This window comes from Thalassotalea euphylliae (assembly GCF_003390375.1).
In the GTDB taxonomy this organism is placed as follows: domain Bacteria; phylum Pseudomonadota; class Gammaproteobacteria; order Enterobacterales; family Alteromonadaceae; genus Thalassotalea_F; species Thalassotalea_F euphylliae_A.
Genome location: NZ_QUOT01000001.1, coordinates 2,774,694 through 2,787,604, shown reverse-complemented (window position 1 = coordinate 2,787,604; position 12,911 = coordinate 2,774,694). Strand labels below are relative to the sequence as shown.

Here is a 12,911-nt window from a genome sequence, read left to right as displayed (position 1 = left end):
CAAATAGCTGATATTACCTAAAGTATTAATATTTGCCGTGATATCAGCTTTTTACAAGCAACGTTTTTAACGAAGAAAAAACACTGAAAAACATCATCATCACCCATTATCAACCAACCAAAATAACAGCCCTTTCAAGAAAATTTTTGTAACATCTCCGCCTTTGGACGTCGGTACAAAACCAGCTAGCATTGACTGATATCTCGCCAGCTTGAATACCAAGAAAAAGGAACGGAAAGCCTGTGAACAAGTCAAACAATCAGTGCCCAATACGTGCACTTTTTATCGCCATAGCGCTAACTGCAATCAGTGCTACCGCTATTGCGACACAAATAGACTCAACAGAAAACGCCAATATTCGCGCATTTGAACACGGTTTGATTGATTATATGAAGCGTGGCCAAGAAGATAAAAAGCCGCAGTCAATAAATAAGCGCATGTTGGCATATCAGGTTCCAGGGGTAAGTGTGGCGATTATTGAAAACGGCAAAGTACTCAGGTCAACTGGCTATGGGACACGCCTCAACGGTAAAACGTTGCCAGTAGATGCTGACACCGTTTTTTCAGTAGGCTCTGTCAGTAAGATAATTAACGCCGCACTTATTTTGCGCTTGGTGGCAGCAGGTAAGCTGGATTTAGACAAAAATATCGATGATTATCTGACCTCGTGGCAAGTACCCAACAGTTCCTTTACACATGCTCATCCTGTGACCTTGCGCCAAATTCTGGCACACACGGCAGGTTTTAACCAGCACGGCTTTGCCGACTTTCAACCAGGTGAGCGTTTACCAACGACGTTACAAACCTTGAATGGGCAAAGCCCTGCAAAACACGGCGCAATCAAGCTTATGTTTACGCCAGGTTCAAAAATGGATTACTCAGGCGGTGGCATTACCGTTAGTCAACTAATAGTTGAAGAAATTACCGGCTTAACATACCCCAAAGCCGCTGAAAAATATGTCTTTAAGCCATTAAGCATGCAGCGAAGTACTTTTCAAAATCCGCTCCCTGAAAATTACGGCAATATTGCTTATGCCCACGATGATAAAGGCAGACCAGCTGCACAGCCGCGTGGTTACGAAGCCATGCCTGAGATGGCAGCATCTGGTCTATGGACAAGTGCTAACGATCTAGCCAAATTTGTTATTGCACTGCTAAACAGCTCGATGAGTGAAAATGGCTTTCTACCCCAACCTATTGCCGCCGACATGATGACCAGAGTAACCAATAGCTGGCACGGCCTTGGCCCACGCTTAAACGGCAAAGGTAAAACACGGGTATTTCATCACGGCGGCGCGAATCAAAGTTATCGCGCTTGGATAGAGGGACACTTAGCCAGCGGTGATGGCATTGTCGTACTTACCAATGGCACCAATGGCCATTGGATTTATCGAGAACTGCGTAAGTCAGCGGAAGATGCCTTTGCTTGGCCAGTAAAAGATGATGGAGGTCTGGAAGAACCCGAATTTACCCAGTAAATACTATAATGCACCGCTATCCACTGATTAGTGGATAAACATACGCTCTAGTGAATGGGCTCATACTGACTAACAAACTCTAACGTATGAGCCAAACTTTACGTTATGGTCTAACTTGGCCATCCCCTAAAACCACAAATTTTTCTGTAGTTAGTGCCTCTAACCCCATTGGCCCATAGGCGTGCAGCTTACTGGTAGAAATGCCGATTTCTGAGCCTAATCCCAACTGGCCACCATCAGAAAAACGCGAAGACACATTCGCCATCACCACCGATGAATTGATCTGGCGGATAAACTGCTGGCAACGCGAGGTGTCTTGGCTAACTATCACTTCAGTGTGATCTGAGGTGTATTGGTTAATGTGAGCAACCGCAGCGTCGTAATCCGCGACTATTTTCACTGCAATTTCTTGCGCTAAATACTCTGCTTGGAAGTCGTCCTCACTGGCCAGTTCCGCCCCTTCAAAATATGGCTGAGATTGCGCACAAGCATGAATTTTCACGTCAAATTCTGCTAATGCTTGAGCCGCTTTTGGCAAATACTGCTCGGCAATCGATTGGTGTACAAGTAAAGTTTCCAGTGCATTGCAAGCACTTGGGCGCTGCGTTTTACCGTTGACGAGCAGATCAATTGCTTTGTTTACATCAGCAAACTCATCCACGTACTGATGACAAACCCCTTTAAAATGCTGAATAACGGGAATTTGGCTGTTTTCAGTAACGTAACGAATTAGCCCTTCACCACCGCGTGGAATCACCAAATCAATCGAATCACGTTGTTTTAAAAGTTGTTCGATTACTTCACGGCTGGTATCAGGAATCACTGAAACCATGTAAGGATTTAGCTGATGTGTCGCTAACACTTGGTGCAAACAATTAGCTAGCGCAAGGTTGCTGTGAATCGCTTCTGAGCCACCACGCAGCACCACCGCGTTACCTGCTTTGATGCAAAGCGCTGCCGACTCTGCTGTCACATTTGGGCGTGACTCATAAATCATCGACACCACACCAAGCGGAATGCGCATTTTACCCACTTGCATACCATTTGGGCGAAGCTGCATATTCGCAATATTGCCAACCGGATCAGGCAGGTTAACAATGTCGATAATGGCGGCGGCAATGTCATCAATTCGCTCAGGTGTCAGCGTTAGCCTGTCTAACATGGCTGACGACAAACCTTTGTCTCGCCCTGCTACTAGGTCTTTTTCATTTTCAACAATTATTGCAGCGCTGGCAGCGCGAATGGCCTGCGCCATATCGGTGAGTAACTGGTTCTTTTGTGTTGTGGTTAGTTGCGCCACTTCACGGCTTGCAGCTTTAGCTTGTTGTGCCATGTATTGCATATCAAAGTTTGTAGAATTCATGTGCGCTCCTTTACTACTGAGTGTTGTCGCTGCTGGTATTGGTTTGATTACTGACATCACTGCTATTCGTTTTTAGCATCACCATATCATCACGGTGTACTGCTACTTTACTCGGGCAATAGCCAAGAATGGCGGCAATTTGATTACTGTTTTGCCCTATAATCTTCGCCAAATCACGATGGCTATACTGGCTAATACCTTTGGCAACGGGCGATTGATTTACCGCATCAATAATGTCGATAGAGTCACCGGCAGCAAAACTACCTTCAACGCCTGCAATGCCGGAAGGCAACAACGACGCGCCTTTATTGGTCACAGCATGAATCGCGCCGGCATCGAGTAATACTCGCCCAGTACTTTTTAACGTGTGTTTTAGCCAGTGTTTTTTCGCTTTAAATGGTGCTTGCTGGGCATGAAAATGCGTGCCGGCATTAATACCTTGTCCGAATTGTTCAAGCGCATTGGCATCTTCGCCACTGAGAATAAAGGTCGCGATGCCATTTTCTGTCGCTTTTTCTGCCGCCTGAATCTTGGTTTGCATACCACCTGTCGCAATGTGATTATCAGTACCTGAAGCCATCTGGTATATCGCTGGGGTAATAGCACTTACATCGCTGAGCTTTTCAGCGTCAGGGTTATGCTTTGGATTTTCACGATATAAACCATCAACATCGCTGAGAATTAACAAGCAATCAGCTTCACTGACCAGCGCTACTTGTGCTGCTAGGTTATCGTTATCGCCAACTTTTAATTCATCGGTTGCGACCGTATCGTTTTCATTAACAATCGGGATCACGCCATTGGCGAGTAAAATGCGAATGGTATTTTTGATATTAATATAGCGCTGGCGATCTTTTAAATCGCCATGGGTGATCAGTAATTGGCTGCATGGCACATCGAAAAAGCGCTGCCAATTTGCCATCATTTTCATTTGCCCCACTGCCGCCATCGCTTGTTTAGTGGGGATAGAGGGATTGGGAGAGCCATGTCGTATTAATGCGCGGCCAGCAGCAACACTGCCAGACGAAACTAAAATCACTTCTTTCCCTACCTGTTGGCATTGGGTAATAAAGCGCGCTATCGACAATAAATACTGCCCGCTACAACCCTGTTTATCAGGGGCAACTAAGGCACTGCCGACTTTAATCACAACACGTTGAAAATTCATTACTCCTCCTCAATTACTACCAGCCTAGCATGACGTGAAAAAGGCTTAAATAGCAATCACCTTTTGCGACTTTTATCAACGAAAAGAATATTTTTAATAGGTTTAAAGCATATGGCTACACTAGCCTTTATTTTTACCCATTAAATGTTAATAAAATGTATATTTTTAAATGGCTAACTAAAAATGTGTTTATTTTGTCACCTTGGTTGACAACCTATTCAATACCACTGTTTTTCATAGTAAAAATCCGCACTTTTGTGGTGCAATCTAGTATCAAAAAGCGGCTCTTTTCTAAAAATACATAGTTAAACGTAATTTGTGATAGCTCGTCATATAAGTTCAGCTTACAAGTGTTCACTTTCGCTAGATATCATCAAGTCCAGTGATTTTTACGATGTAAAAACTGGTTATCTGGTGATAGAAAAAACCGTGTTCAAACACTTTTTAAACCCTTACAATCTAAAAATCGTCAACCTTAAAAGCAAATTTTTGTCAGTTAAGTTCATTATTATGTTGAGTTTTCTACCTAGACCTTTGATCGGATTTTTGTCTTTAGTTTGTTACACCATCAACACATTATTGTGGGTGTTACCTGTTGTTGTTAGCTCTCTATTAAAAGCTTTAGTACCACTTAAAGGCTGGCAAAAGCTCTTTAGTTATTTGCTCGATCGCATGGCAAGTAATTGGGTCACCTGTAATACTGGCATTCAAAACTTATTCACCAAGGTCAATTACCAAGTCACCGGCTTAGATAAACTCACCACTAAAGACTGGTACTTAGTGCTGAGTAACCACCAAAGCTGGGTAGACATTCTGGTGCTGCAACGGTTATTAAACGGCAAGATCCCATTTTTAAAATTCTTTTTGAAAAAAGAGCTTATCTATGTGCCTTTTCTCGGTATTGCCTGGTGGGCATTAGACTTTCCATTTATGAAGCGCTATAGCCAAGCGTTTTTGAAAAGAAATCCACATTTAATTGGCAAAGATATTGAAACAACACGAAAAGCGTGTGAAAAATTTAAACATAAACCTGTGAGCGTAATGAACTTTATTGAAGGAACACGCTATACGCAGGCCAAGCACGAAAAACAAAAATCGCCGTTTAAGCACTTATTAAGACCGAAAGCCGGTGGTATCGCCTTTGTGCTAGATGCCATGGGTCAACACCTCAATAAAATTGTTAACGTGACTATCTATTATCCGAATGGCATTCCAAGTTATCAGCAGTTTATTTCAGGCGATGTCAGCGAGATCCACGTAAATGTTGAAACTATCGACATTCCAGACGAAATTATTGGCGATTACTTCAATGACAAGGCGTTCAAACAAAACTTTCAGCAATGGGTTAATCAGCTGTGGCGCGATAAAGACCAGACAATGGCGGAAATGGAATTGGCTGACCATCAGTCTTAACAGCAATTGAAGTCGCGACTTAGTTATTTGGCGAGTATAAAAAGCTTGAAAGATTCAATATCAAGCCGTTGATTGAGTAAGCACTAATAAAAATGATAAAGGAGTAAGTCTGTGCAGCAATGGATTTCTGAGCAATTGATTTTACTTGGTTTACCAAACCAGTATTTGGAGTTGGGTACGAGTGTTGCGGGCATTGTATTATTGTTATTGCTTGCCAGTGCCAGCCACTATTTAGTTAAACACCGTCTATTGGTGTTGGTGCAAAAACTTGTTCAGCGAACCAAAAATACGTGGGATGACTTGTTTGTTACCCACCAAGTATTTACCAAAATTAGTTTACTGGTCCCGTTTTTTCTAATTATTGCGCTAACGCCTATTTTCTTGCCTGAAGAGTCACTCAAGGCAACGATTCTAGTGGCGATTGCGCGTGTGGCGGTAATCTTTCAAATAGCCCGAGTATTGTCGGCATTGCTTGACGTGGTTAAGGCCATCTATCAAGCAAAAGCCAAAACCCGTTACATGCCGCTGAATGCGACAATTCAGTTGATCAAGCTGGCTATCTATTTAGTAGCAACCATCTTGTCTGTTGCTGTCATTATCGATCGGTCACCCATATTCCTGTTGAGCGGTTTAGGTGCACTAACAGCAGTACTGTTACTTATTTTCCAAGACACCATTAAAGGGTTAGTCGCCAGTATCCAAATTGCGGCGAATAAAATGGTTGCCCCTGGAGATTGGGTTGAACTGCCGCAATATGGTGCCAATGGTGATGTGCTTGAAATTGGCCTAAATACGGTAAAAATTCAAAACTTTGATCGCACTGTAACCACAGTGCCTACCTATGCGTTGATCAGCGGCTCCTTCAAGAACTGGCGAGATATGTTCAACTCTGGTGGCCGACGCATCAAACGGGCGATTTATATTGATGCCGCAAGTGTGCGCTTTTACCAAGCTGAAGAAGTCAAAGAACTCACCAGTATTAGCTTGCTAGCTGACTACTTAGCACAAAAACAAACGGAACTGGCACAAAACCAACAACAACTGGGTAGTGCAGCGACCGACAAGCGCAATCAACGCCAGTTAACCAATATTGGTACATTCCGCGCTTATATTACGGCTTATTTGCAAAGTCACCCGAAAGTTCATCAACAAATGACTTGTATGGTGAGGCAACTGGCCCCGACAGCAACGGGGATTCCGTTAGAGCTTTATCTATTTAGTAGTGACCAAGACTGGGTAAATTATGAAGGTATACAAGCAGATATCTTTGACCATATTTATGCCATTGCACCAGAGTTTGGCCTGCGAATTTTCCAACATCCGACAGGCCACGATTGGCAGCGTTTCTCCAACTAGAAGCACTAGCGAGCGCGGATCACACCTTCTTGCATTGTTGAGGCAACTAGTTCGCCTTGGCGATTAAAAATTTGGCCCTTCACTAAGCCACGTCCGCCAGTGGCTGATGGGCTATCAACGGCATACAGCAACCAGTCATCAAAGCGAAATGGACGATGAAACCACATGGTATGGTCAATCGTGGCGATCTGAAAATTTGGATCCCAATGGCTTTTACCATGCGGAAACAGTGACGTAGGCAAGAAATGAAAGTCTGACGCATAAGCCAGCATATAGGTGTGCACACGTAAATCATCAGGCAAATCACCGTTGGTTTTGATCCACATATGGGCTTTAGCGGGAACCTTTTCTGGTGACACCCAGTTATATTGTTCAACCGAGCGCAACTCAATCGGCTTTTCAGCAAGAAAAATTTTGCGGATATGCTCAGGGAAAACTGATTGATTTGCGCGAATAAAATCTTGGTAAGAGGGAACGCCTTCGGGGCCAGGAACATCTGGCATTTGATCTTGATGTTCAAAGCCTTGCTCTAGCTGTTGAAACGAAGCTGTCATATAGAAAATAGGCTGTCCATTTTGGATAGCCTTGACGCGCCGAGCACTAAAACTGCCGCCATCACGCAAAACTTCAACGTCATATACAACGGGTTTAGTTGCATCACCGGCGCGTAAAAAGTAGGAATGTAATGAATGAACATGGCGCTTTTCATCCACTGTTTCTTGCGCCGCCGACAGCGCTTGTCCTAATACTTGGCCACCAAATAAAGCTTTAAAACCAAGATCTTGGCTTTGACCACGGTAAATGCCCTGTTCAATTGTTTCTAGTGTTAACAGTGATAATAAGTCGTCTAACACCTGACTCATACTCGCCTCTTTGCTTCTTGTTGTTTTCGATGATTATACCCCAGCCAAACCTCCAGGGTAGACTCGCCAGCCAAAATCCACAGCATTATTGCCCGTTATATTGTTTGTTTTATTAAGTACAACTGCTCAGCTAACACTAAGAATACGTTAAATTTTTATAAAATATACACATTTATCTGTTGAAGTATTAAACAATGTTCTATAGTGTCACGTAATAGTTATTTGCAGTTTAAATAGTTAATGTGAGGCTAGAATGCAGGCGGTTTCAAAACGTGAAATGCTGTTAGAGCGAAGGCAACACGACCAAATTCAAGCAACGTTATGGGAAAAATTAACCTTAGCGCAGAAATTTGCAGCCAGCAGTCTGACTCAGTTTGGGTATGATCTAGCATTTATTAGAGCCAGTGCAGGCAGTAGTTTAGCCATACTATTATGCGATGGAAAAGTAGCAACTATCGCATGGGATGGTGAAATAAACACTCAACCTGAGATTACAATTCGCAATTAGTAGCAAGCATTAAAAGATAGTAAAACAGCGCTTTATAGCGCTGTTTTTGTTTGCATTGGTCTTGCTTCTTGGCCTTAGCTGAATTTATGAAATTCGATATTTTCTTCAGGCGCTTCTTCTTTCTTCACAAGTTTTATTTTATCCAATGCTTGTTGCTGCTCAGTTAATAAACTTTCCATCATCGACATAAAACCGCTTAAATTGTTGCTGCTCCACATCCGTGCTACATGCTTCTCGCGCCCCGAAATATAGGTAAGAAAGTCTTTATAAGCACCTGGTTTGTGATTTTCAAAATAGGTTTGCGCGGTCGGTTTAAGTTGCTCTTTACCGCCAGCACAAGCATTAAAGATTACCGCATAGTTAGTCACCAGTGGCGATATACGTTTGACATCACTTAATATTGCTGGTGATTTTCGCTCTGCTTCTTCTTTTACTTTATTGTAGCGAAAAGTAAAAAATTCTTGCTGTTTTGCTCCGATTGAAGCCACGGTATCAGCTAGCTGCTTATGACTTTTTCGCGTTTGTGCTGTATCGCGTTTTTGTTTAACTAAATCATGCTGTAGGCGTTCTGAACGAAAATAGAAATAAACACTAACAGCGACAAAAATGGCAATAACAACTAACGCAAAAAACATAAACCTACTGAATACCCTTCAATAATTTAAGACACGTCACTCAAGCGCGATAAGAAGATATAAGGATCGATATCCTGCACTGCGGGTGTATCTAAAGAAAACCTAATATTAACCGAAAATTCGCCCAGATTGGCAAAAAAACGTACCTTGAGTGCATCAATCAGCTTTTCAAACTTAGCTTTGGCTTGGCTTTGTGACTGATGCGGAAAAAGCACAATGTACTCGCCATCATTAATCTGGCCACTCTGATCAAACTCCCCCATATGCTCATTAATCAATGTGGCCAATGTTTTGTTCACTTCGGCAATAACCCGCTTGTTAAAGCTAAAAGTTAGGTCTTGCCAATTGCCAATCGTTAAATAACCTATGGTGAGCGGATACTCATACTTGCGTGCTTTCTTGAATGCCCGGTGGTAGATATATTTGGTTTGTGCTGGATTAGGCACTAAATACGTTGGGCGCTCTAACTGCTCGTAAACATCATGCTGTTTACGAGAGCGATAGGTAAGCCATTGAACAATCAAAACCACAAGCAACAACAAACTTAATGTTGTTAAACCGATAATATAATGTCGCTGCATCCTCACTTGTTCTGAGAATTCAGTGTGTGCGTCATATGCTGCGGCTAAATCTAGCGCAAGCGCTTTGTTGCTATCTTCGACCGCAAGCCGACTAGGCGCACGAATAACTCTGGCTTTCGCGTCTTTGAAAAACTGATGTTGCAATTCTACGTAACGATTGAGCATTGCTAGTGCCTTGTCTTTATCACCTTCAATCTGGTAACGATTGGCAAGTAGCAGGTATAAATCAACTTGATCGCCTGCCACTTCGACGATTTCAGCAAGCTCTTCAGCAAGTACCAGCAATTGCAATGCAAAAGCCTGACGATCAGTTGCAAAACTCGCCTTAGCTAGCGCAATTAACGTACTCAAATAAGGCTTATTCAAATTCTGCCCTTTAAATGAGTGCTCTGCTTCAACGAGGGCGAGATAAGCAGATTGATACTCACGCTGATCCAATAACACTTGGCCAATACCAAGTTCGGCATAAGCCCGCTTTATTGGCCAAACACGCTGCTCAGCAATTTGCTTTACCTGCCAAAATGCATTGTATGCATCATCTAATCGCTCGAGCTCTCGATACGCGGCGGCTAAGTTGTAATAGGTTCCTTCAATGCCATTTTTGCGATTAAGTGCAAAGCGCAGTTTTAGAATACGCTCGTGTATCTCCATCGCAGTTTGGTAATCCCCTAAATAGTGATACGAGATCGCAATCACTTCCAATAACTGTAAATGCTCCGCATATTGGAGGTTTTGCTCAACCAACTCTTTCACCATATGGAGATCGTCAGCCGCTTTTTGATTTTCACCAATGAGGGCATTTGCCATTGCGCGGTAGCCCAAAGCCAGTAGTTGGTACTTTACTAAGCCTTCTTGCATGGCGCGCTCCCAGACTTGATCAACAAAGTGGAAGACATTGTGATATTTACTTTTTACAAAGTAACCTTCCGCCAATTTGATTTCTAAATTAAGCTGCAGCTCAGCAGGTAGTGGCTTGTAAGTTAAACCGTCAATTGCAAATTGAAAGGCACGTGCAGCATCACCTTTACTAGCTGCGACTTCAGCAAGTAAGACGTAAGCTTTAGCAATAACGTCTTTCGGGTATTGATGGCGGTACTGAACAATTTCAGTCGCCAAAGAGACTATTTCATCGTAGGGAAGTGCTTCTTTATCTGCCTGATAAAAACCACTGACTCGTTCGATATTGGCGGTAACAACTTCTCTTGGCAACTGTGCTTGTGCATTGGCAACTTGACTTAGTAAACAAGTCATCACCAATGTCAGTACCAACCAAATCTGTTTCAACAAGTGTAAACCTTAAACGGTAGCTTTTTCAGAGCAGGCATTTTAACGAATCGTATGAATTAGCGCCAACTTTCGACTAACCTTAGTCATCAAATTAGAATTAGTATTTACTCTACGCAATTATTGACTATAATATCGCCGAGCGACTAAAGCTCGTTAAAGGCAAATCTAGTGAAAGCTAGAGACGCAAAGTTACCGGTCTAAGGGGAAACCTAGGACAGCGGGACTGCCAAATTTAGATATAGTGGGGGCTTATCTATTTTAGCTATTCAGCTAACCTTCTACTCCTACGGTATACTTTGCGTGTCTTTCCCTTTTCTTTCTTTTGTTCCTATTAGCATCTTACAGCTTATTTACTAAGTAGCACACCAGTAACAAAGACACCTAGCCGCTGATCAATTCAATATTGAATATTTAATTAGCATGCTATTGGCGCCATTCAACGTTTAGCTTTTTAGCTACTCTCAGCTACCGCTTTTTTCTGTTGCTGTTCTTTCTGCTGCTCTATGTATTGCGTAATCACAACCTCCAGCATAGACAAAGGCATTGAACCATTTGCTAGCAATTGATCGTGGAAGTCACGCAAATCAAAGTCTGCCCCTAACGCTTGCTCGGCCTGTTTGCGTAAGCGCTTAATCGTCAATTCGCCAATTTTGTATGAAAGTGCCTGACCCGGCCATGAAATATAGCGGTCTATTTCAGTTTTAACATTGTGCAATGACAACGCGGTATTGCTGGCTAAAAAGTCCATTGCTTGCGCACGTGACCAACCTTTGACATGCATCCCTGTATCAACCACTAGTCGACAAGCGCGCCACATTTCATAAGTTAAGCGGCCAAAATCACTGTAAGGGTCGGGATACATGCCAGCTTCAATACCTAAGTACTCAGCATATAGGCCCCAACCTTCACCAAATGCCGAAATATAAGTTTCATTTCTAAATTCGGGTACGTTTTTCATTTCACGAGCAATAGAGCCTTGTAAGTGATGACCAGGTACGGCTTCATGTAAGGTTAACGCGGGTAACACATAAAGCGGGCGGCGATCTAAGCGATAAGTATTAACCCAATAGTTACCCGGTTGATCATCTCGCGATGGTCCAGAGTAACGACCCGTTGTGTACTTAGGCGCAATATTGGCAGGAACTTCAATTACCCCATAAGGTGTTCGTGGCAAAGTTTTAAACAAGCTTGGTAACTTGGCATCCATTTGCTTAGCAAGAAAAGAGGCTTCTTTGATCAGTTGCTCTGGCGTAGTCGCGTAGAATTGAGGGTCTGTTCGCAAAAACTCAACAAAATCAGCAAAAGAACCTTCAAAGCCTAACCTTGCAATAATGGCATTCATTTCAGCGCGAATTCGCTTCACTTCTGCCAACCCAATTTGGTGCACTTCATCGGCGGTCATATTTAATGTCGTGAAATGCTTCACGCGATTGGCGTAAAACGCGGCACCATTTGGCAAACTACTTGCCGCGATATTTTGTCGGGCATTTGGTTGATATACACCCACCATAAAATCATAAAAAGCTTGGTAACTAGGAAATACTTGCTCTTTAATGACGTTGGTTGCTTGCGTTCGTAACGCTGCTTGTTGTGCCGTTGTTAAATGCTTTGGCATTGACTTAAACGGCTGATAATAAACACTTTCGGTCACATCATCTTTGATAAAGGCGGTAATTGACTCTTCAAAGCCTTTCAATACTACTTGTGGTTGACTATAGCCAGCTTTTAACCCTTCACGCATCCAAGTCATTTGCTGCTTAAAATAACGTGGCATTTGTGCCAAGCGGCTAAGGTAATCAAGATAGTCTTGTTCGGTTTTAAAACTCACCATACGGCCAATAAAACTGATATGTGCATGGAATCCAGATTCCGCAGTAATTGGCATGAGGTGTTCTTTATTTAGGTAATTGTCTACCTGATTTTGAATGCGATATTGCAGTACTGACCGATTAATTTGGTTAGCAGTACTAAGTGACTCGACGTCAATAGCATTCACTTTCGCTAAAATAGCCGTCAGTTGTTGATGATTTTCAGCTAATGCCGCGGCACTTAAATCTGGCAATTGCCCATTAGTTTTGCCTGGCTCTGGGTTATTGAATGGGCTACTTTGCTGCTCGTAGTCGTGATAAGTATCAATCACGTTGGCTAGTTGTTGATCGGCATTGGGCTTACTTTTTAGCGCAGTTTGGCTACACGCCGTCAGCATGAACAACATGAGTATAATGGGGTATTTCATTAGCTTATTGCTTCCGTAATCGA

Annotated in this window: 10 protein-coding genes and 1 riboswitch; of the genes, 4 read left to right on the top strand and 6 right to left on the bottom strand. The window is 42.8% G+C overall.

Annotated features, from left to right (window positions below; all coding sequences use genetic code 11):
• Positions 1-242 precede the first annotated feature (242 nt).
• On the top strand, positions 243-1,478 hold the full coding sequence (locus DXX94_RS12345; protein ID WP_116016269.1) for a serine hydrolase domain-containing protein: 1,236 nt from the start codon (positions 243-245) through the stop codon (positions 1,476-1,478).
• A 103-nt stretch (positions 1,479-1,581) separates the two neighbouring features.
• Here the strand turns inward: DXX94_RS12345 and DXX94_RS12340 are convergent, their stop codons facing one another.
• Together DXX94_RS12340 and proB are read right to left on the bottom strand one after the other, a co-directional pair.
• The gene (locus DXX94_RS12340) at positions 1,582-2,841 is read right to left on the bottom strand and encodes a glutamate-5-semialdehyde dehydrogenase (RefSeq protein WP_116016267.1); all 1,260 of its coding nucleotides are present in this window, start codon (positions 2,839-2,841) and stop codon (positions 1,582-1,584) included.
• Positions 2,842-2,854: 13 nt separating this feature from the next.
• The gene (gene proB, locus DXX94_RS12335) at positions 2,855-4,009 is read right to left on the bottom strand and encodes a glutamate 5-kinase (RefSeq protein ID WP_116016265.1); all 1,155 of its coding nucleotides are present in this window, start codon (positions 4,007-4,009) and stop codon (positions 2,855-2,857) included.
• 510 nt (positions 4,010-4,519) lie between these two features.
• Between proB and DXX94_RS12330 the strand changes: the two genes are divergently transcribed.
• Together DXX94_RS12330 and DXX94_RS12325 are read left to right on the top strand one after the other, a co-directional pair.
• Positions 4,520-5,422, top strand: coding sequence for an acyltransferase (locus DXX94_RS12330; protein WP_116002098.1), 903 nt, complete (start codon positions 4,520-4,522; stop codon positions 5,420-5,422).
• Between the two features lie 111 nt (positions 5,423-5,533).
• Positions 5,534-6,778, top strand: a complete 1,245-nt coding sequence (locus DXX94_RS12325) for a mechanosensitive ion channel family protein (RefSeq protein ID WP_116016263.1) — start codon at positions 5,534-5,536, stop codon at positions 6,776-6,778.
• Positions 6,779-6,783: 5 nt separating this feature from the next.
• Here the strand turns inward: DXX94_RS12325 and tesB are convergent, their stop codons facing one another.
• Complete coding sequence (gene tesB, locus DXX94_RS12320; protein ID WP_116016261.1) at positions 6,784-7,641, bottom strand: acyl-CoA thioesterase II; 858 nt, start codon at positions 7,639-7,641, stop codon at positions 6,784-6,786.
• 253 nt (positions 7,642-7,894) lie between these two features.
• On the opposite strand from tesB, the gene DXX94_RS12315 reads away from it, so the two are divergent.
• Positions 7,895-8,149: a hypothetical protein gene (locus DXX94_RS12315; protein ID WP_116002101.1), complete on the top strand. Its 255-nt coding sequence runs from the start codon at positions 7,895-7,897 to the stop codon at positions 8,147-8,149.
• Between the two features lie 74 nt (positions 8,150-8,223).
• On the opposite strand, the gene DXX94_RS12310 is transcribed toward DXX94_RS12315, so the two are convergent.
• From DXX94_RS12310 to DXX94_RS12300, 3 genes are all read right to left on the bottom strand, one after another.
• Complete coding sequence (locus DXX94_RS12310) at positions 8,224-8,784, bottom strand: hypothetical protein (protein ID WP_116016259.1); 561 nt, start codon at positions 8,782-8,784, stop codon at positions 8,224-8,226.
• Positions 8,785-8,810: 26 nt separating this feature from the next.
• Positions 8,811-10,652: a GGDEF domain-containing protein gene (locus DXX94_RS12305; protein WP_147302282.1), complete on the bottom strand. Its 1,842-nt coding sequence runs from the start codon at positions 10,650-10,652 to the stop codon at positions 8,811-8,813.
• 148 nt (positions 10,653-10,800) lie between these two features.
• Positions 10,801-10,883: riboswitch (cyclic di-GMP riboswitch) on the top strand.
• Positions 10,884-11,103: 220 nt separating this feature from the next.
• Complete coding sequence (locus tag DXX94_RS12300) at positions 11,104-12,888, bottom strand: DUF885 domain-containing protein (protein ID WP_116018493.1); 1,785 nt, start codon at positions 12,886-12,888, stop codon at positions 11,104-11,106.
• Positions 12,889-12,911: the final 23 nt, after the last annotated feature.

What these genes read in the sequence shown, in the direction of transcription:
- DXX94_RS12315 (WP_116002101.1), top strand. Translation starts at nt 7,895, where the DNA reads ATGCAGGCGGTTTCAAAACGTGAAATGCTGTTAGAGCGAAGGCAACAC.
- DXX94_RS12330 (WP_116002098.1), top strand. Translation starts at nt 4,520, where the DNA reads ATGTTGAGTTTTCTACCTAGACCTTTGATCGGATTTTTGTCTTTAGTT.
- proB (WP_116016265.1), bottom strand. Translation starts at nt 4,009, where the DNA reads ATGAATTTTCAACGTGTTGTGATTAAAGTCGGCAGTGCCTTAGTTGCC.
- tesB (WP_116016261.1), bottom strand. Translation starts at nt 7,641, where the DNA reads ATGAGTCAGGTGTTAGACGACTTATTATCACTGTTAACACTAGAAACA.
- DXX94_RS12310 (WP_116016259.1), bottom strand. Translation starts at nt 8,784, where the DNA reads ATGTTTTTTGCGTTAGTTGTTATTGCCATTTTTGTCGCTGTTAGTGTT.
- DXX94_RS12300 (WP_116018493.1), bottom strand. Translation starts at nt 12,888, where the DNA reads ATGAAATACCCCATTATACTCATGTTGTTCATGCTGACGGCGTGTAGC.
- DXX94_RS12340 (WP_116016267.1), bottom strand. Translation starts at nt 2,841, where the DNA reads ATGAATTCTACAAACTTTGATATGCAATACATGGCACAACAAGCTAAA.